The sequence below is a fragment of the Paraburkholderia agricolaris genome, from assembly GCF_009455635.1.
Classification (GTDB): Bacteria; Pseudomonadota; Gammaproteobacteria; order Burkholderiales; family Burkholderiaceae; genus Paraburkholderia; species Paraburkholderia agricolaris.
Genome location: NZ_QPER01000002.1, coordinates 1,224,710 through 1,244,303 on the forward strand (window position 1 = coordinate 1,224,710; position 19,594 = coordinate 1,244,303).

Sequence of the window (19,594 nt, forward strand, 5' to 3'; positions counted from 1 at the left end):
AAAACCACACTGTAGTCAGTAAGCGCAATTGACAAGTCATTGCAATGCGCCATACGCAATAACCGACTAACCAACCGACGATACGAATTTTTGCGCAACCGGCATGGCAACCGGCATGGCAACCGCATGGCACCGGCGTGCCAGTGCGTTGCCTGTCCGTTCGCGTGTCCCGTCGGCGATCCGCACGCTCGCCAGCGGTATCGAACGCTCATCGCGAATTAGATTCATCACTGCTTAATCACGGAGCCAACAAGTATGAAAAAGTCTTTACTCGTGGTCGCGCTTTCGGGCGCCTTTGCTATTTCGGCGCATGCGCAAAGCAGCGTGACGCTCTATGGTCTTATCGACGCGGGATTGATCTACACGAATAATCAAGGCGGCCATAGCAACTGGCAGGAAGTGAGCAGTTCGACGCAAAACACGGTATTCGGTCTCAAGGGCTCGGAGGATCTCGGTGGCGGCTTGCATGCGGTCTTCAAGCTGGAGCAAGGCTTCCTGCTGAATAACGGCGCTCAGGCTTTCTCCGGCGACGGTTTCGGTTCCCAGGCGTGGGTCGGTTTGCAGAGCGATCCGTATGGCACGCTCACGTTCGGCCGCCAGTTTGACGTGATGAACGATCTTGTCGGACCGCTCACGGCGGAGTTCAACACGTGGGGCGGCAACATGGCCGCGCATCCGTTCGAAAACGACAACCTTGCCGGCAATTCGGTCGTTCTCAACAATACGGTCAAGTACACGAGCCCGACGTATCGCGGCGTCACGTTCGAGACGATGTATGCGTTCAGCAATAAGGCAGGCAGCTTCGCGAACAACCGTTCATACGGTTTCGGCGTTTCCTATACGCAAGGGCCGGTCAATCTTGCGGCCGGATACCTGCAGTTCAACAATGCAGGCGGCAGCTCGGGCGGTGCCATTACCACGGGCGACACCAGCGCGAATTTCCTCGCGCAACGCCAGCGTATCTGGTCGCTGGGCGGCAACTACACGTTCGGGCCCGCTACCGTCGGCCTCGTCTGGAGCCATACGCAACTGGACAACGCGTCGGGCGTCTTCTCGTTCGGAACCGGTACTTATCTTGGCGCAAACGACGCTTCCGCCGGCAGCCTGAGCGGCTCGCTGCGTCTGGACAACTACGAAGCGAACGTCAAGTACGCGCTGACCCCTGCTTTGAGCCTGTCGGGCGCTTACACCTATACGCGCGGTGCCTATAACGGCTCGTCGCCGGGATGGAATACGGGGATGCTTCAGGCCGACTATTCGATCAGCAAGCGCACCGACTTCTATCTGGAAGGCGTCTATCAGAACGTGCACGGCGCACCGGCCGACTCCGTGCTCTCGCATGCGATGATCAACACGCTCTCGCCTTCTGCGTCGAACTCGCAAGTGGCGGTTACGGTGGGGATGCGTCACGCATTCTGAACGGCCGCGCTGACCTCACTGACTTCACGTTAAGCGAGCTTGTATGACGGATGCCTGCAGGTTGACGGGCATCCGTCATGACGGACTTTCTGGGTGACCGTCTGCCTTCAGGAAGTCGACAAATACGCGCAACGGCGCCGGCAAATGACGACGGCCCGGATAGTAAAGAAACGGCCCGGAAAAGCGCTGCCACCATGGCTCCAGGATCGGCTCCAGGGCGCCGCTATCGAGATGCGGGCGCAGCATGTCCTCGAAAAGGTGAATCACCCCCACGCCCGCGACAGCCGTGCTGATCGCAAGGTCGATTGCCGCGCCGGGTCTCACGAGGAGCGGTCCCGACGGATTCAACTGGACCACCTCGCCGTTCTGCTCGAAGTACCAGGTCGGTGTGGCGCCGCCGGCGAATTGACCACGCAGGCATGCGTGAGCGAGCAGGTCGCGCGGATGTTCGGGTCGGCCATGGGTGTCGAGATAGTCCGGCGCCGCGGCCGTAGCAAAACGCTGCACACGTGGCCCGATTGGAATCGCGATCATGTCCTGCTCGAGCCGCTCGTCATAGCGAATGCCTGCGTCGCAGCCGATTGCCAGCACGTCGACGAAGCCGTCCTCCACCACAACTTCCACGCGTATGTCGGGATAGGTCTTGAGGAACCGGGGGATGACGGTCGGCAGCACGATGCGTGCGGCGCTCGAGGGGACGTTGAGTTTGAGTGTGCCGCTCGGTTTGTCTCTGAACCGGTTCAGGACGTCCAGCGCGGCTTCCATTTCGCTGAACAAGGGCGTGAGCTTTTCGATCAGACGCAGTCCCGCTTCGGTCGGGGCCACGCTGCGAGTGGTTCGGTTGAGCAAACGCATGCCGAGTTTCGACTCGAGACGGCGCACGGCAATACTCAGACTGGACGCTGAGACGCCGCTGATGCGCGCGGCGTCGCGAAAGCCGCCGGCACGGGCAACCGAAACGAAGGCGGCAAGATCGTTGAATTCCATGGTTACTGTTCAAAATGTTTAACAACCTGTGCAATCTAGACTGGATTATCGAACAGTGCAATCGTCGCCATACTGCCGCTCAACCCCTCACATCAAGGAGCGCACTATGTCGAACTTCAATCCCACAGACACATTTCCGCTGGCCGGCCATCTCGTGCAACGCATGGGCTATGGCGCCATGCAACTGGCCGGCCCCGGCGTATTCGGACCACCAAAAGATCGTGACGCGGCGATCGCGGTGCTGCGCGAAGCGGTGGCCTCGGGCGTCAATCACATCGATACGAGCGATTTCTACGGCCCTCACATCACCAACCAGTTGATTCGCGAAGCGCTGCATCCCTACCCGGACGACCTCCTGATCGTCACCAAGGTGGGTGCGGTCCGTGGTGACGATGGCTCGTGGCTGCCGGCGATCCAACCGGAAGATATCGAGCGCGGGGTTCACGACAATCTGCGCAATCTTCGCGTCGATGCGCTCGACGTCGTCAATATGCGAATCATGGGCAGCATGCATGCACCCGCCGAAGGATCGATTGAAAAGCAGGTCGCGGCGCTTGCTGAATTGCAACAGCGGGGGCTGGTTCGCCAGATTGGCTTGAGCAACGTGACGGCCACGCAGGTGGCTGAGGCCCAGAGAATCGCGGAGATTGTCTGCGTACAGAATCACTACAACCTGGTTCATCGCGAAGACGACGCACTGGTCGATGACCTGGCGCGGCAGGGGATTGCTTATGTGCCGTTCTTCCCGCTTGGCGGATTCACGCCGATCCAGTCTTCGGCGCTGTCGACGGTCGCGCAACGGATCGGTGCGACGCCCATGCAGGTGGCGCTTGCATGGCTTCTCCACCGCGCAGCCAACATTCTGCTGATTCCGGGCACGTCGTCGCTCGGACATCTGCGCGAGAACATGCAGGCGGCGCGCTTGAGTCTGACCGACGAGGTACTCGCTGAACTGGACGCGATCGGCGCGGGGAATGAGGGAAAATAGACCCGGATAGCAAAGCGGGCGCAAACGGTGGTACAAGCGTGGCTCAACCCGTTCTGCGCCGACCAGGGGATACGATGAAAGAGACCGCGCCGAGTTTCACGGCTTACCGCATCACTGCGCGTGACATAGTTCTGACCGCTTTGTTGGTCGTCGGCGCGGCAATTGTCGCGTTCGTACCGCCGTTCTTCCCGTTCGCTCACGCAAGCGTGTATCCCCCCGCGGTGCGAGTACTGTTAATGCTCGTCTTTGGCGTCGCCGGACTCTACTGCGCGCGGTGTTGCGGGCTTGAAATCATGCCGCATGGGCTGAGGCATCCCATGTGGGTTTCGCTCATTGTCGGCGTGTTGGTCGCGGCATATCTGCTGCTTCTCGATGCCGTTTTTCGCGCGCAGTTGACAGGCAATGCCGCGGAATCCTTGCTGGGCATCTCGCTGTGGGTACGTTTGATTTACTACGTGTTACGCAGCGTGAATGAGGGCATCGTCTATCAGCTTTTTTTCGGCTCGGTATTCGTGTTCCTGATCGGCCGCGTATGGCGTCATGACGGTGCGATTGCGCCCGGGGCGTACTGGTTGGGCTTGATCCTTGCGCATGCACTCAACCTGGCGATCAATGTGCCGTTTCACGCTTCCACGTTTATTTATGACACGTTGCGTTTTTTTGCGCCGGGTATCTTGTGGGTGTACCTGTACCGGCGCTACGGTCTAAGCGTGGCGGTTGCCGCGCACGCGGCGACACACGTTTTTTTTCAACCGTTCATTGCGCTGACCTCGACCTAGGCAGCGGAACTCCCTCGCGCTTTTCACGTTGCCACTGACTCCGCGATGCAGTCCCGCAGCCATTGATGCGCCGGGTCGCGATGGGAGCGTTCATGCCAGAGCATCGCCATTTCGTAACCCGGCACTTCAACCGGCGCCTCGACGATCTTGAGCGCGCTGTTGCCACGCACCAGGCGCGCAGGCAGCATCGCCACGAGGTCGGTGTCCGCCAGAACCGCCTTCATGAACAGGAAGTGCGGGACCGAGAGTACGACCCTGCGCGCGAGACCCACCTCGGCTAGCGCGTCATCCGTGACGCCGCTAAACCCGCCGCCGTCCGGAGAGACGATCACGTGCTCCAGTTTGCAGAACTGCGCGAGCGCTGGCCGTCGCTTCAGACGTGGGTGATCCGCGCGGCCTACCAGTACGTAGCGCTCCTTGAACAGCACCCGCCGGCGTAATCCGGGCGGCGCGCCTTCGCTGGTATGGAAGGCCAGATCGATGTCGCCCTGTTCCGCCTGCTTTGCGATGCGAGGTGGAACAGCCTCCACGATCGCAAGCCGGGTACCGGGCGCCGCTGCGCGCAAACGGGCGAGCATGGGTAACAGAATCGTCGATTCGGCGTAGTCGGTAGCGGCCACGCGCCATGTATGGTTTGCTTCGGCCGGATTGAATGGACTGGCCGGCGCCACCGCGTGCTCAAGTGCGTCGAGCGCCTGGCGCAAAGGTTCACGCAGTTCCTCGGCCCGCGCGGTGGGGCGCATGCCGCGAGGTCCCGGCAGCAACAAGGGGTCGCCAAAGATATCCCGCAGCTTGGCAAGATGCACGCTCACCGATGGTTGAGAATAGTTCAGGCGTTCCGCCGCACGGGTCACGTTATGTTCCGATAGCAGAACATCGAGCGTGACGAGCAGGTTGAGGTCCAATCTTCTGAGATTATTCATGGCAATACCTGACATATTGGTAATTCATTTCCAATATACCGGACACAGACCTATCGTATCGTTTTCTGGCAACGGAGCTCAGGTCATGAATGTTCTTCTCGTCTATGCACACCCGGAACCCCGGTCGCTGAACGGCTCGCTCAAGGATTTTTCGGTAAAACGTCTCGAGGATGCCGGGCACGTCGTTCAGGTCTCCGATCTGTACGCCATGAACTGGAAAGCATCGCTCGATGCAAACGACAGTCTGGATACGCAACCCGGCGCGCGTTTCGATCCTTCTCTCGATTCGAAACGTGCCTTCAGCGACGGGCGGCAAAGTCAGGACATCGCACTCGAGCAGGACAAGCTGAAGTGGGCGGATGCGGTGATTCTGCAGTTTCCGCTGTGGTGGTTCTCGATGCCGGCGATCCTGAAAGGCTGGGTGGAGCGTGTCTATGCCTATGGTTTCGCGTACGGCATGGGGGAGCACTCCGACGCACGCTGGGGTGACCGTTATGGGGAAGGCTCCATGGCCGGCAAGCGGGCCATGCTGATGGTGACAACAGGCGGGTGGGAGTCTCACTACAGCCCGCGGGGCATCAACGGGCCGATCGACGATGTGTTGTTCCCGATTCAGCACGGGGTGCTGTATTACCCCGGTTTCGACGTGTTGCCGCCGTTCGTCATCCATCGGACGAGCCGGATCGACGCAGTGAGGTTCTCGGAGATTTGTGACGCGCTCGGAGAACGACTCGATAACCTGTGGAAGACCGCGCCGATCGCATTTCGCCCGCAGAACGCCGGGGCGTATGACATTCCGGCGCTCACCTTGCGATCCGACGTTGCACCGGACCGGGTGGGGTTTTCAGCACACGTTGAATAGATGCGTTGCCGTCCCTGTATTCACTTTTCAGGGAGTAGCGCCGCATCGCGGTTCGGTTTGGGCCGCTCCGGCTCCCCCGGAGCGGCGCCAAGCTGACAGGACCGTATGCTTCGTTGAAATTTGGTTGTAAGTCGTCGTTGTTAGAGTCGTCGTCAGCGTTTTGCCGCCAGATGCCAGACAGTGTTCGTCGAACACATAGAAAGGGGGAGAGCGACAAACCATGAAAATGACCCGTGTGTTCTGGCTCATTCTGACGCTGCTGTTCACCAACCCGGTCTGGGCGTTTCAGTCCAGGGTGGTCGCCATTCCCAGTGCGGCCATGCGTAAGTCATTCGACGCGACTGTGGTGCTGCCGGACCAATACACGCATGGCAAAGCCGGCGATCGCTTCCCGGTCGTCTACCTGCTGCACGGCTCGGGTGGCGACTATACCGACTGGACCGCGAATTCGCATATCGGCAAGCTCGCCGACCGCTATCACGTGATCCTGGTCATGCCGGACGGTGGTCACGAGAGCTGGTATATCGATAGCCCCGTCGATCCGCGCAGCCGTTACGAAACCTATATAGGTACTGAAGTCGTCGCTTATATCGACACGCATTTCCGCACGATTGCGACGCGCCAGGCACGCGCGATTACGGGCTTGAGCATGGGCGGGTTCGGCGCATTGCATATCGCGCTGGATCGACCCGACGAATTTGGCGCCGCGGGCAGTATTAGCGGGGCGGTCGATCCCCGCGGGTGCGAGGATGAACCGGGGATCGACGAGGTGTTTGGCGATCCGGCGCGTCACGCGGACTTCTGGAACAACGAGGCGATTGTTGAAAACGCCCGTAGTCTGGCAAACGCGCATATTGCATTGACGATCGATTGCGGCGTGAATGACTCGCTTGTTCAGTCGAACCGGATGCTGCATGCACGGCTGGTCGAATTGGGCGTGCCGCATGACTATGCGGAGCGGCCAGGCGGACATACGTGGAAGTACTGGTCGAATGCGGTGCAATATCAGGTGCTGTTCTTTGCCAGTTCGTTCAGGCGCAGTGGCGCAGACGTGAGGCGTGAACAGGGCGATCCGCCAAGGGTGGATCGATGGTTGTACTGACGACGCTTTCCGCCCGATCCGGCCCGATCCCGCCTGATGGCGTCACGTAATGGCGGAATGCTCGCCTAGAAACTGGCAGACCGTGCGATGCAATGCCTTTACGCCGGGGCTCGACTCGAGCGCGCGCCAGCATCCATGCACGAGCCCGGTTCCAATCCATAACCGGCCCTGTCCACCGGCCGCGTTGACGCGTTCGACAAATACTCTTGCATCGTCCCGTAGCGGATCGTGTTCGACACCGACGGCAAGCGTCGGCGGAAGTCGGTCGAAGCGCGCCGCATCGAGCGGTATCGTCCACGCGGGATAAGGCGTGTGGTCACTCCCGTGTTTGCCCCAATATAAATCGCGAAACGCATGCACGTCTGCCAGCGTCAGCATGGGCGCGTGCGCTTCGGTTTCACGCGCGGGCATCTGCGGCTCGGTGCCGAGCATCGGATAAACCAGTGCAAGTCCGCGTATGCCCTGAACGCCTTCGTCGCGCAGCCGCATGGCGACGCTGGCAGCGAGATTGGCGCCGGCGCTATCTCCCGCCAGTTGCAGCGTGCTTCCCGCTAGAGAATCAAACGGCAACCTGCCGTTCAATGCGGCCAGCGTGAGCTCCAGGCAATCGTCATGGGCGGCTGGCGCGCGGTGTTCAGGCGCCAGCCGGTAATCGACTGCGATCACATCGAGCCCGGTATCCGCGGCAATACGCGCGGTCACGATCTGATGACTCTCCAATGAGCCGAGCACGAAGCCGCCGCCGTGAAAGTACAGGACGGTGCCGCCCGGTGTCCTGCTCGCTTTTCCACGGTTCCGATAGCGCCGCAGTCTGATCGGATGCCCGGCGCTCGCCTGGAACACAGCGTCGTCGGCGATCACGTCGGCGGGCAAAGGTGGCGTGAGCGCCGCCGCATAGCGATCGTAAATCGCGCGCTGCTCGCTCGGCGGCAGGGACGTCGAATGCCCTGCATAGATGGCGGCGGTTCGTTCGATGAACGCGGCGATCTCCGGTTCAAGCATGCTTGCTGCCCTCAGTTTCGTTGCGTGGCGTCTTGACCGGCAAGCCGATCACGCGGCCCGCAAACCTGGCCGCCGGCAACGCAGTATGCGCTTGTGCCAGTGCCCGAACACGCGCCTCGACGTCGGGGTCGAAGGCAACAGCGCGCGGACCACCGGTATCGACGTGCAGCAGCATCTGTTCGCCGGCGGCCACCGGCTCGACGCCATCGTCAGCAAACATTTCGAGGTAAAGGTGCAGCCGTTTGGCATCATGCCCAAGCACACGCATATCGACGCGAACCTGTACGCCTTCCTTGATTTCATGCAGGTAGTTGATATGCGCTTCGAGCGTATAGATCGAGCGGCCGCGTTCCTTGCGCACCGGATCGGGCAGTCCGATTATGTCGATCAACGCGTCAGTCGCGAAGCTGAAAATCAGCATGTAGAACGCGTCGCGCAAGTGGCCGTTGTAATCGACCCATTCAGCGCGCACGGTATCGCGATAGTGGGGTAGTGGAGCGTGATCCGGCATGGGCAAACGTCTCCTTCATCAATATGAGTTGCATGGGCCGCTGCTGGAGCGCAAGCGGCCTGCGCAGCGGTATGCTTGCCGGCACCCGGCCGCGTCACTCCGCGGGAAGCAAGCCATGCCGCGCTTTGGCTTCCTCGATCGCTGCCAGCACGCTCGTAATGCAATCGTCACGATAGCGTTCAAGCTGCTTGATCGAGCGCGGCCCAACCTGTTCGGAGGTTCCGGCCACCACCCGATCGATCAGTTCGTCGGTCAGGCGCGGCGCTACCAGTTTAGTCCACGGCAGCTCCAATGCCGGTCCGAACTGCTGCATGAAGTGGCGCATGCCCGCGTCGCCGCCCGCCAGCGTGTATGTCAGGAACGTGCCCATGAACGACCAGCGGATGCCTGCGCCGAAGCGGATCGCGTCGTCGATTTCACCGGTGGTCGCCACGCCTTCATTGACCAGATGCAGCGCTTCGCGCCACAACGCTTCGAGCAGACGGTCGGCGATAAAACCGGGTACTTCCTTGCGAACGAGAAGCGGCCGCATCGACAGTGAGCGGTAAATCTGCATCGCGGCGTCGATGGTCGCCGGCGCGGTGAGTTCTCCGCCCACCACTTCGACGAGCGGCAGAAGATACACCGGGTTGAACGGATGGCCGACGATGCAACGCTGCGGATTTACCGCCCGTGCATAGAAATCGCTCGGCAGCAGGCCGGACGTGGACGAAGCGATGATCGCATCCGGCTTTGCTGCACGACTGATCTGCTCATGCAGGGCGAGCTTCAATTCCTCGCGTTCGGGCGCGCTCTCCTGAATGAAGTCCGCCTGCTCGACACAGGCTTCGATCGTAGCGACGAAACGCAACCTCTCCGGCGCTGCGCCCGCAGCAAGACCGACACGCTCCAACGCTGGCCACGCGTTCGCGATGTTCTCGCGCAACTGTTTTTCCGCTCCGGGAGCGGGGTCCCAGGCGACGACGTCGAGCCCATGCGCAAGCGCGCGCGCCACCCAGCCGCTGCCGATCACGCCCGCGCCGATTGCCGCAAATGTTTTGATATCGACGATCACTGCCATTGCTGATATTTCCTTTGCCTATGAGTTCTCAGGTACCGCAGCGCACGCTATCCGGCGCAACGGACAAGCGGCATGCTCATGCGTACTGTCCCGCCGCACGCCGCTCCAGTTGCCGCTCGCCGCGCGCAGGCAAGCCGAGTTTGCGGCGCCCCTCCGCGGGTGTCAGTGCACGGCCGCCGAGCCGTTCGATGATCTCGACCGCGCGTTGCACCAGCGTGCCGTTCGTTGCGTGGACGCCTTTGTCGAGCCAGATGTTGTCTTCGAGACCGACGCGCACGTGGCCGCCCAGCAGCATCGCCTGCGCGACCATCGGCATCTGCATGCGGCCAATGCCGAAACCGGCCCATTGCGCGCCAGGCGGCAGGCTGTCGGCCATCGCTTTCATCGTCGTGGTGTCGGCGGGGGCGCCCCATGGAATACCGAGGCAGATCTGAAACAGCGGCGGCGCGTCGAGCAAGCCTTCCTTGAGCAATTGCTTCGCGAACCACAGATGCCCGGTATCGAAGATCTCCAGTTCCGGCTTGACGCCAAGTTCCTGGATACGCTGCGCGCCGGCGCGCAATTGCGCGGGAGTCGACACATAGATGTAGTCGCCGTCGCCGAAATTGAGCGTGCCGCAATCGAGCGTGCAGATTTCCGGCAGCAGTTCTTCGACGTGCGCGAGCCGCGTCAAACCGCCGACGAGGTCCGTGCCCGCGCCGAAGCGCAGCGGATCTTCACCAGGACCGATCTCGAGATCGCCGCCCATGCCCGCCGTCAGGTTGATGATCACGTCGGTGCCCGACGAACGGATCCGGTCGACAACCTCGCGATACAACTGCGGATCGCGGCTGCCGCGGCCGGTCTTCGGATCGCGCACGTGGCAGTGAGCAACGGTTGCGCCGGCCTTCGCGGCTTCGATAGCGGCTTCGGCGATCTGCTTCGGTGTAACGGGAATGGCCGGATGCCTGCCGACCGTATCGCCCGCGCCGGTGACCGCGCAGGTCACGATGACTTCATGATTCATGCGTGCTGGTTCCTGTGGATTGAGATGTGCAACTCGATGGATTGAGGCGGCCGCCAACTGGCGACCACACCTGGCCGGTCCACCTAGGCGGCCCCATCAAAGTCCGAGATAGGCTTTCACTGCCGGCAAGCCGTCCTTACCGTCGTAGGTCTTCACGCCGGCAAGCCATGCATCGAGCACTTGCGGGTTCTTCTTCAGATACGCTTTGGCGGCATCGGCGGGTTTCTCCTTGTTCATCACCGATTGCATCACCACGTTCTCAAGCTGCGTCGAAAAGCGCAGATTGCTCACGAGCTTGCCCGCGTTCGGACAACGCGTCAGATAGTCGGGGGACGTCAGCGTATAGACACGTGCCTCGCCGTCGTTCGGACCAAATACGCCGTCACTCCCGGTGAGGTATTTCATGTCGATCTGGATGTTCATGGGGTGCGGTTCCCAGCCGAGAAACACCACCCATTTCTTCTCGCGAATGGCGCGATCCACCGACACCAGCATGCCCGCTTCACTCGATTCGATCAGCTTGAAACCGCCGAGGCCGAACTGATTGCTGGCGATCATTTTCTGAATTGCTGCGTTTGCGCTGCTGCCAGGTTCGATGCCATAGATCTTGCCGTCGAGCTGGTCGCGGTGTTTCGCGATGTCGGCGAAAGTCTTCAGGCCTGCGTCGTATTCGTAGCTCGGCACGGCGAAGGTCGCTTTGGCGCCGGTCAGGTTAGGCGGTTGCAGCACCTGGATCGATTTCGAATCGACGAAGGGGGCAATCGCCTTTTCCTGCACGGGCCACCAGTAGCCGAGCGACACGTCGAGCTGTTTGCTCTTCAGGCCGGCGAACGAAATCGGCACCGACGCGACAGTCGTCACGGGCTGATAGCCCAGTCCCTCGAATACGGTCGACGCGAGCGCGGTGGTCGACGTGATGTCGGTCCAGCCGATGTCGGCAAAATGCACCGCGCGGCAGGTTGCGGGATCCTGTGCGAGGACCGGCGACGCAGCGGTGACGGCCGCCAGACAGACCAGACAGGCAAGCAAGGCTTTGACGCGTAACTTCATGACGTTCCCTCTTCTGACACGTTAAACAGCGTGTTTCGAAACAGCCGCGCCGAGCAAAGCAGGGCGGCCTCCGGACTTGCGCCGCATGGCGCGGCATTGCGCGATCTGGTATTGAGTCATGCACTGAGCTGGACCTCAGCATCGTCCGCGCTGCACGAGTGACGTAACGTTAATGCCCCATATTCCCGCCAAAGCGACCGTCAGCGACCCGTTCTTGCTCCTATGCGACAACGAGGGAAAACCAGCATCGGTCGCCATTGCGGTGCAGCATCGATGGGTCCGGCGAATTTTGGTGCGCCTTGCCGCATCGCGCGCTGCTTGCTACGCTCGCCCGGAATCCCCGGGTTCGCCCGCGGTTTGTGTCCCTCAAGCACCTCTGAGCGCCCTAAGTGCCCCCCGTAAGTCCCTGATCGAGTCTGTGCACGATGCCCGAAGATATGTCGTTCCTGCTGTTGCCTGGCTTCTCGGCGATCGGCTTCATGTCGGCGGTCGAGCCGTTGCGCGTGGCGAACCGCTTTCGCGGCGATCTTTACCGCTGGCGCATTCTGAGTCTCGACGGCGCGCCGGTCGCGGCCAGCAACGGCATTTCGATCAATGCGGACGCGGCAATCGCGAACGTCGATGAGGCGCAGACGGTATTCGTGGTCGCGGGCTTCGAGCCGCTCGCTCGCTATACGCGTGAGCTCGGCGATTGTCTGAAGCGGCTCGAGCGCGGCGGCGCGACGCTCGGCGGCATCGATACGGGCAGCTTCGTTCTTGCGGAAGCCGGGCTGCTCAGCGGCGCGGATAGCGTGACCGTGCATTGGGAGGCGCTGTCGGCGTTTCGCGAGCGCTATGCCTCATTGAACGCAAGCCAGGAGCTGTTCGAAATCGGCGCGCGGCGCATCACCTGCGCGGGCGGCACGGCGTCGATCGACATGATGCTCGACCTGATCGGCCGCAAGCATGGCGCGGCGTTGGCTTCCGCGGTATCGGAGCAGTTTGTCGTGAGCCGGATCCGGCAGCGTTCGGACCATCAGCGCATGGAAATCGCAGCGCGTTACGGCGTACACAACCGCAAGCTGATTCAGGTGATCGGGGCAATGGAACAGCATATGGAAGAGCCGCTGACGCCCGACCAGCTCGCGGACGAGATCAGCGTGACGCGGCGGCAACTGGAGCGGCTGTTCTGCGCGTCGCTGAAGGACACGCCGACGCACTTCTATCTGCAACTGCGCCTCACCCGCGCGCGCGAGTTGCTGCAACAGACCGACATGTCGATCACGTCGATTTGTGTCGCGTGCGGGTTCGAGTCGCCTTCGCATTTTTCCCGAACGTATCGGGCGCGATTCGGCGTCAGCCCGAGAAACGACCGGCAGGTGACGGGCGGCAGAAACGGCGGAGCGGGGCTGCCATCAGGCGAGACAGCGCCGCCCTTGGCTTTATTGGCGAGCTTTCAATGACCTTTCGCGACAATTGTGCCGTTTTTAGCAACAGTGAATTCGCTTATTAGGTGTTTACCCTAGGTCAACTGACTCCTAGACTGTGTCCACTGGCTGCAAACAAATGCGTTTGCGGCGCGGCAAAAAACAATCTCTGGAGGTAGTCGTCATGAAATCCCTGATCGAAGCTGCTGTTATCGCTGCTCTTATCACTGCGCCGCTCGCGGCTTTTGCGCAATCGAACCAGCCGGTCACCCGCGCTCAGGTCCGCGCTGAACTGATTCAGCTGGAAAAGGCCGGCTACAACCCGGCCACCGCGAACGTCGACGACTACCCGGCAAACATTCAGGCAGCCGAAGCGCGCGTCGCCGCACAAAACGGCAGCGGTTACGGTTCGGCCACGAATGGCTCGTCGCAAGCAGGCAGCCGCACTGAAGTGACGCCGAGCTCGTACTCGGTTCCGGTTGCAAACTTCGGGCACTAAAAAGCGGTCGTGTGAGCGATAGCCTCGCACCCGCCTGATTGCTGATTGATATTGTTGGACCGCGGCCCCGCCTTCACATCAATGTGAAAGCGGGGCCGCTTTGCAATTGAGCGCTGAACGACGTAATTGGCTTCTTGGCCTCGCGCGGGCGCTTAGCCCTGTACGGCAGTCAACTGCCTGAGTTGCTCCAGCAATTTCACCGCTGGACTCGGCAAAATCCCCTGACGGCGGCGAAACGCCGTCAACGTGCGGCGTGCGACCAGGCCCGGAATCGGCAGCGTATCGAACACGCCGGCGGCGCTTTCGGTGTCGTACATCGGCATGGCCATCCAGCTCAGAAACCCCGCGCGCGTCACGAGGCTTTTCAGCACCGTGATCGAACGCGTCTCGACAGCGATCTGCGGCATGCCGAAGCCGTGCTCGGCAAACACATGCTGCATGTGCTCGAACGGACCCGTTCCACGCGGCGGAACGCACCACTGCTGATCGAGCGTGTCGGCAAGCGATAAATCGGGTTTGTTGCGCAGCGGATGATCGAGCGCGGCGACCACATAGCTCGTGTCTTCCCAACGGCAATCGGCAATCGCGGTTATCTCATCCGTGTCGGGCACCGCCATGCTGAGCGCGAGATCGATCTCGTGTTTCATCAGACTGTCCGCAAGACGGTCCCACACCCCTTCCATAATCTCCACACGCAGATTCGGCCAGCGCGCGAGCACGCCGCTCACCGCGAGCGGCAGCACGAGCGTCGCAATGCTCGCCACCGCGCCGACGCGAATCGTTCCTTTCGCGAGACCGCGCATCGCGTCGATTTCCTCGCGCGCGTGATCGGCTTCGCGTTGCAGCAGGGTGGCGTGCGGCAACAGCGCGCTGCCGATCGCAGTAAGCTGCATACCCTTCGAGTGCCGTTCGAACAGCGGCGCGCCGACCTGATCCTCGAGCCGTTTGATGGTGCGGCTCAGCGCGGGCTGCGTGACGTGCAGCACTTCCGCAGCACGGCCAAGGCTGCCGCTCGCCACAATGGTGGCGAACGCATGCAATTGTTGAAGATTGAAAGTCATGCGCAAAAGTAATGCCTTTTCTCAAAAAAGGCAATTTTCAATTAACCTCGAGCTTCCGATAATGGGGCCTTCAAGAAACGGCGCTCATCTACAGGAGACAGGCATGACCAGCAACGCGCCCCGTTCAGACGCATCGGGACTCGCTCAATCCACTCCGTTCACCGTGCGCGACGCCGTCATCGATCTCATGCGCCGCCTCGGCATGACGTCGGTGTTCGCCAATCCGGGTTCGACGGAATTGCCGTTGTTCCGCGATTTCCCGCAGGATTTCCGTTACGTGCTGGGTTTGCAGGAAGCGGTCGTGGTCGGCATGGCCGACGGTTATGCGCAGGCCACCCGCAACGCTTCATTCGTCAATCTGCATTCGGCGGCGGGGGTGGGCAATGCGATGGGCAATATCTTCACCGCATTCCGCAACCGCACGCCAATCGTGATCACCGCCGGGCAGCAGGCCCGTTCGATTCTGCCGTTCGACCCGTTTCTCGCGTCGACCCAGGCCACCGAATTGCCGAAGCCGTACGTCAAATGGAGCATCGAGCCGGCGCGCGCCGAAGACGTGCCGCTGGCGATCGCACGCGCTTACTACGTGGCAATGCAGGAGCCGCGCGGGCCGGTGCTGGTGTCGATTCCCGTCGACGATTGGGACCGCGCGGCGGAGCCGGTGCCGGCCCGCGTAGTCAGTACCGGGGCGCGGCCGGAGCCGTTCGTGCTGGAGCAGATCGGCGCGGCGCTCGATACCTGTGAGCGGCCGGTTTTCGTGGTGGGCGGCGCAGTCGACCGGGCCGGCGGCTGGGATGAAGTGGTGAGCCTCGCGGAGCGTCACAATGCCCGTGTGTTCGTTGCGCCGATGACCGGCCGTTGCGCGTTCCCTGAAGACCATCGCCTGTTCGCCGGTTTCCTGCCGGCCATGCGCGAGAAGATCGTCGAACTGCTCGGCGGTCACGATTTGATCTTCGTGATCGGCGCACCGGCCTTCACGTATCACGTCGAAGGTCACGGGCCGCATCTGCCGGCCGGTGCAACGCTGTGCCAGTTGATCGACGATCCGGCTATCGCGGCGTGGGCGCCGACCGGCACCGCGGCGGTCGGCAATATTCGCCTGGGCGTAGCCGATCTGCTATCGCGCGCGGCGCCGACAACGCGCCCGTTACCCGCGCCGCGCGCCGCACGTCCGCGCGCCGAACCGTCTGCGTTGATGTCGGTGGCCTTCGCGTTGCAGACCCTCGCCGAGGTGCGCCATGCGGACGATATCGTGGTCGAGGAGGCGCCGAGTTCGCGGCCGGTGATGCAGAACTATCTGCCGTTCACGCGCAGCGGCACTTTCTACACGATGGATAGCGGCGGCCTCGGTTATGGCATGCCGGCGGCTGTCGGCGTGGCGTTGGCGAAACCCGGCACGCGCGTGATCGGCCTGATCGGCGACGGCTCCAGTATGTATTCGATCCAGGCTATCTACAGCGCCGTGCAGATGAAACTTCCGATCACATTCGTGATCCTGAACAATTCCCGCTATGCCGCGTTGCAGGACTTCGCGCCGGAATTCGGCTTTGGCCCGGACGATCCTGTACAAGGCACCGATCTGCCGGGACTCGACTTCGTATCGCTGGCCGCGGGCATGGGTTGCCACGGCACGCGCGTGACCGATGCCGAACGCCTGCATGAGGTTTTGCGCGAGGCATTGGCATCATCCGGACCGAGGCTCGTCGAAGTCGTTGTGGCTTGACGTTAAGCGTGCCCCGCGGCCGCATCCCTACAATTTTCCGCAGGAGACAACACGATGCAGAGTATTTCCATGCTGATCAACGGCGCAGCCGTGCAAGCGAGTAACGGCGCCACCTTCGAGCGCCGCAATCCGCTGGATGGCGAAGTCGCGACGCGGGCTCCCGCCGCCACGGTTGCCGACGCGGTAGCCGCGGCTGATGCGGCGGCAGCGGCATTTCCTGCATGGTCCGCGCTCGGACCGGGCGAGCGCCGCGCGCTGCTGATGAAGGCAGCGCACGCCCTCGAGGCGCGCAGCGCCGCGTTCGCCAGCGTGATGGCCGCGGAGACGGGGGCATCGGCGATGTGGGCGGGCTTCAATGTCCATCTCGCGGCCGGCGGATTGAGGGAAGCCGCGGCGCTCACGACGCAGATTGGCGGCGAGTTGATCCCGTCCGACGTGCCCGGCAGTCTCGCGATGGGCATGCGTCAACCGGCGGGCGTCGTGCTCGGTATCGCGCCGTGGAATGCGCCGGTGATCCTCGCGGTGCGGGCGATCGCGTTGCCGCTTGCGTGTGGAAATACCGTCGTGCTGAAGGGCTCGGAAATCTGCCCCGGCACGCACGGGCTGATTATCGAAGTCCTGCAGGAAGCGGGTTTGCCGAAAGGCGTGGTGAACTTCGTCACCAACGCACCGGCCGATGCCGGCGCCGTGGTCGAGGCGCTGATTGCCCATTCGAAAGTCCGGCGCGTCAATTTCACGGGCTCCACGCACGTGGGCAAGATTATCGCGGCCACCTGCGCGCGCTATCTGAAGCCGTCGGTGCTTGAGCTGGGCGGCAAGGCCCCGTTGATCGTGCTCGACGACGCGGATCTCGACGCAGCCGTCAATGCCGCGGCATTCGGCGCGTTCGCCAACTCCGGGCAGATCTGCATGTCGACGGAGCGGATCATCGTCGACGAACAGATCGCCGAGCCGTTCGTCGCGAGGCTCGCGCAGAAGGCACGCGGCCTGCCGCTCGGCGATCCTCGCAAAGGTCCTGTGGTGTTGGGATCGGTCGTCGATATGGCGACCGTGGAACGCTGCAACGCGCTGATCGACGACGCGCTGGCCAAAGGCGCCACGCTCGTCTGCGGCGGCAAGGCGGACAGCACCCTGATGCCCGCCACGCTGCTCGATCACGTCACGCCGGCGATGCGTATTTATGGCGAGGAATCGTTCGGGCCAGTGAAGGGCATTGTGCGCGTCAATGGCGAAGACGAAGCCGTGGCCTGTGCAAATGACAACGAGTATGGGCTTTCATCGGCGGTGTTCAGCCGCGATGTAGCACGTGCGATGAATGTTGCAAGGCGCATCGAATCGGGCATCTGTCACGTCAATGGACCGACCGTTCACGACGAAGCGCAAATGCCGTTCGGCGGCATGAAGGGCAGCGGCTTTGGACGCTTCGGCGGGCAGGCGGGCATTGCTGAATTCACGGATCTGCGCTGGATTACCGTGCAAACCACGCCACGTCATTATCCGTTCTGAAGGGACGAGTGTCGTTCCGGACGCTGCATGTTCTCGCGTGTTCTCGCGTGTCCTTGTGCCGTTAAGCGCCGCAACGATACGCGCCGCGAAAGCCATGCATACATGTCATGGCTTTTGCTCGAAATGGCAATGTCAGAAGCCGGCCGCTCGCTCACATACTGAGCCCAAAGCGTAACCCCGGAGCATGACGGCAAAAGCGCGGCGCTCAGATCGCGCACACACATCAGGAGACAGTTGCATGACCAGTTATGTACCACCGGCCGGCCCGGCCAGTGCGGCAAGCGGCTCGGCCGATGCGCCGCTCGCCGGCAATCGCGCGGGAATCGGCGAAGGGCGTCACGCGGTCGACATCGGCCGCGCGCTCGACGAAGGTCCTTACACCGCCATGCAGAAGATCGTGGTGTTGCTCGCGGCGTTGTCGATCGTGCTGGACGGGTTCGACAGTCAGTTGATCGGTTTTGCGATTCCCGTGCTCATCAAGGAATGGGGCGTCACGCGCGCGGCTTTTGCGCCGGTGGTCGCGGCCGGTTTGATCGGCATGGGCATCGGCAGTGCGTGTGCCGGGTTGCTGGCCGACCGCTTTGGCCGCCGCTGGGCGGTCATCGGCAGCGTGGTGGTGTTCGGTGCCGCCACTTGCGGTATCTGCTTCGCGCCCGACATCGTGACGATTGCCGTGCTGCGTTTTATCGCCGGCCTCGGCATTGGCGGCGCGTTGCCGAGTTCGACGACCATGACCGCGGAGTTTACGCCGGCTCGCCGCCGCACCCTGGCCGTCACTGCGACGATTGTCTGCGTGCCGCTCGGCGGCATGGTGGCGGGATTGTTCGCGCACGAAATTCTGCCGACGTACGGATGGCGCGGGCTGTTCATGATCGGCGGCGTGCTGCCGCTCGCGCTCGGCGTGTTGCTGATCTTCACGTTGCCCGAGTCGCCGCGCTTTCTCGCCCGGCACCCGCAACGCTGGCCGGAACTCAAACGCCTGCTAGGACGGATGTCGCGTCCGGTCGCAAGCAACTGCGTATTTACCGACTCGCGCGAACAGGCCGTCGAGAAACACACGGGTTTTACCGCACTGTTCCGCGAAGGCCTGGCGCCCGATACGGTGGCGATCTGGTGCGCGTTCTGCTTATGCCTGCTGGCCGTCTATAGCGCTTTCAGCTGGTTGCCGACGATGCTGAGCACGCAGGGCTTGTCGGTGTCGGTGGCGGGTGCGGGGCTCACCGCGTACAACCTGGGCGGCGTGCTTGGTGCGTTGCTGTGTGCCGCGGTGATTGCGCGCACCGGCTCGCGTTGGCCGTTGATTCTCTGTAGCGCGGGTGGCGCGGCGAGCGCGTTGCTGCTGCTCGGCGTGAATATCTCCGATCACACCGGCTTGCTGATCTTCGGTCTTGGCGTGCACGGACTGTTCGTCAACGCGGTTCAGTCAACGATGTTCGCGCTGTGTGCGTATGTTTATCCGACCCGTGTGCGTGCCACCGGTACCGCGTCGGCGCTCGCGTTCGGCCGGCTCGGTGCGATCGCCAGCGCGTTCGCGGGTGCGGTGGTGATTACGGCCGGCGGGGCATCGTCGTACCTGTGGATGCTCGGAATCGCGATGTTGATCGTGATGGTCGCGCTGATGGTGGTCAAGCGCCATATTCCGAGGCCAGGTGTTTGAGGGACGCAATGTCCTGACTTGCGGCGATCGGGCATGAGATGCGGATCGCCGCT

18 protein-coding genes are annotated in these 19,594 nt (G+C 62.2%); 10 read left to right on the forward strand and 8 right to left on the reverse strand.

The genetic code is table 11. From position 1 onward, the window contains the following. Positions 1–255 precede the first annotated feature (255 nt). Positions 256–1,419 (forward strand): porin, encoded by a 1,164-nt coding sequence (locus GH665_RS26900; protein WP_153140293.1) that lies wholly within the window; start codon positions 256–258, stop codon positions 1,417–1,419. Between the two features lie 75 nt (positions 1,420–1,494). Here GH665_RS26900 and GH665_RS26905 read toward each other — a convergent pair whose 3' ends face one another. Beyond that, the gene (locus GH665_RS26905; RefSeq protein ID WP_153140294.1) at positions 1,495–2,406 is read right to left on the reverse strand and encodes a LysR family transcriptional regulator; all 912 of its coding nucleotides are present in this window, start codon (positions 2,404–2,406) and stop codon (positions 1,495–1,497) included. 106 nt (positions 2,407–2,512) lie between these two features. On the opposite strand from GH665_RS26905, the gene GH665_RS26910 reads away from it, so the two are divergent. Together GH665_RS26910 and GH665_RS26915 are read left to right on the forward strand one after the other, a co-directional pair. Further along, positions 2,513–3,394: an aldo/keto reductase family oxidoreductase gene (locus GH665_RS26910; RefSeq protein WP_153140295.1), complete on the forward strand. Its 882-nt coding sequence runs from the start codon at positions 2,513–2,515 to the stop codon at positions 3,392–3,394. 74 nt (positions 3,395–3,468) lie between these two features. Next, complete coding sequence (locus GH665_RS26915; protein WP_153140296.1) at positions 3,469–4,173, forward strand: hypothetical protein; 705 nt, start codon at positions 3,469–3,471, stop codon at positions 4,171–4,173. A 23-nt stretch (positions 4,174–4,196) separates the two neighbouring features. Here GH665_RS26915 and GH665_RS26920 read toward each other — a convergent pair whose 3' ends face one another. After that, the gene (locus GH665_RS26920; RefSeq protein ID WP_153140297.1) at positions 4,197–5,111 is read right to left on the reverse strand and encodes a LysR family transcriptional regulator; all 915 of its coding nucleotides are present in this window, start codon (positions 5,109–5,111) and stop codon (positions 4,197–4,199) included. Between the two features lie 70 nt (positions 5,112–5,181). On the opposite strand from GH665_RS26920, the gene GH665_RS26925 reads away from it, so the two are divergent. Continuing rightward, positions 5,182–5,958, forward strand: a complete 777-nt coding sequence (locus GH665_RS26925) for an NAD(P)H-dependent oxidoreductase (protein ID WP_153140298.1) — start codon at positions 5,182–5,184, stop codon at positions 5,956–5,958. Between the two features lie 220 nt (positions 5,959–6,178). Continuing rightward, a complete protein-coding gene (locus GH665_RS26930; RefSeq protein WP_153140299.1) occupies positions 6,179–7,060 on the forward strand; it encodes an alpha/beta hydrolase in 882 nt (293 codons plus the stop codon). Between the two features lie 42 nt (positions 7,061–7,102). Here GH665_RS26930 and GH665_RS26935 read toward each other — a convergent pair whose 3' ends face one another. The 5 genes from GH665_RS26935 to GH665_RS26955 form a co-directional block, all read right to left on the reverse strand. Continuing rightward, on the reverse strand, positions 7,103–8,062 hold the full coding sequence (locus GH665_RS26935; RefSeq protein WP_153140300.1) for an alpha/beta hydrolase: 960 nt from the start codon (positions 8,060–8,062) through the stop codon (positions 7,103–7,105). Continuing rightward, a complete protein-coding gene (locus GH665_RS26940; RefSeq protein ID WP_153140301.1) occupies positions 8,055–8,573 on the reverse strand; it encodes a thioesterase family protein in 519 nt (172 codons plus the stop codon). The genes GH665_RS26935 and GH665_RS26940 overlap by 8 nt, the downstream gene beginning before the upstream one ends. A 94-nt stretch (positions 8,574–8,667) precedes the next feature. Continuing rightward, on the reverse strand, positions 8,668–9,633 hold the full coding sequence (locus GH665_RS26945; protein ID WP_153140302.1) for an L-carnitine dehydrogenase: 966 nt from the start codon (positions 9,631–9,633) through the stop codon (positions 8,668–8,670). 76 nt (positions 9,634–9,709) lie between these two features. Further along, the gene (cdhC, locus tag GH665_RS26950) at positions 9,710–10,639 is read right to left on the reverse strand and encodes a 3-dehydrocarnitine:acetyl-CoA trimethylamine transferase CdhC (protein WP_153140303.1); all 930 of its coding nucleotides are present in this window, start codon (positions 10,637–10,639) and stop codon (positions 9,710–9,712) included. 96 nt (positions 10,640–10,735) lie between these two features. Then, positions 10,736–11,689 carry a choline ABC transporter substrate-binding protein gene (locus tag GH665_RS26955; protein ID WP_153140304.1) on the reverse strand — a complete coding sequence of 318 codons (954 nt, stop codon included), beginning with the start codon at positions 11,687–11,689 and terminating at the stop codon, positions 10,736–10,738. A 425-nt stretch (positions 11,690–12,114) separates the two neighbouring features. On the opposite strand from GH665_RS26955, the gene GH665_RS26960 reads away from it, so the two are divergent. Together GH665_RS26960 and GH665_RS26965 are read left to right on the forward strand one after the other, a co-directional pair. Beyond that, positions 12,115–13,131, forward strand: coding sequence for a GlxA family transcriptional regulator (locus GH665_RS26960; RefSeq protein WP_153140305.1), 1,017 nt, complete (start codon positions 12,115–12,117; stop codon positions 13,129–13,131). A 148-nt stretch (positions 13,132–13,279) separates the two neighbouring features. Beyond that, entirely contained in the window at positions 13,280–13,594 is a 315-nt protein-coding gene (locus GH665_RS26965; protein ID WP_106352388.1) for a DUF4148 domain-containing protein, read from the forward strand. Between the two features lie 152 nt (positions 13,595–13,746). Here GH665_RS26965 and GH665_RS26970 read toward each other — a convergent pair whose 3' ends face one another. Beyond that, positions 13,747–14,655, reverse strand: coding sequence for a LysR family transcriptional regulator (locus GH665_RS26970; RefSeq protein WP_153140306.1), 909 nt, complete (start codon positions 14,653–14,655; stop codon positions 13,747–13,749). Between the two features lie 103 nt (positions 14,656–14,758). Between GH665_RS26970 and mdlC the strand changes: the two genes are divergently transcribed. The 3 genes from mdlC to GH665_RS26985 all read left to right on the forward strand — a co-directional run bounded on the left by mdlC (position 14,759) and on the right by GH665_RS26985 (position 19,541). After that, positions 14,759–16,378 (forward strand): benzoylformate decarboxylase, encoded by a 1,620-nt coding sequence (gene mdlC / locus GH665_RS26975; protein WP_153140307.1) that lies wholly within the window; start codon positions 14,759–14,761, stop codon positions 16,376–16,378. Between the two features lie 54 nt (positions 16,379–16,432). Next, positions 16,433–17,884 carry an aldehyde dehydrogenase gene (locus GH665_RS26980; protein WP_153140308.1) on the forward strand — a complete coding sequence of 484 codons (1,452 nt, stop codon included), beginning with the start codon at positions 16,433–16,435 and terminating at the stop codon, positions 17,882–17,884. Positions 17,885–18,269: 385 nt separating this feature from the next. Continuing rightward, positions 18,270–19,541 (forward strand): MFS transporter, encoded by a 1,272-nt coding sequence (locus GH665_RS26985; RefSeq protein WP_246216519.1) that lies wholly within the window; start codon positions 18,270–18,272, stop codon positions 19,539–19,541. Positions 19,542–19,594: the final 53 nt, after the last annotated feature.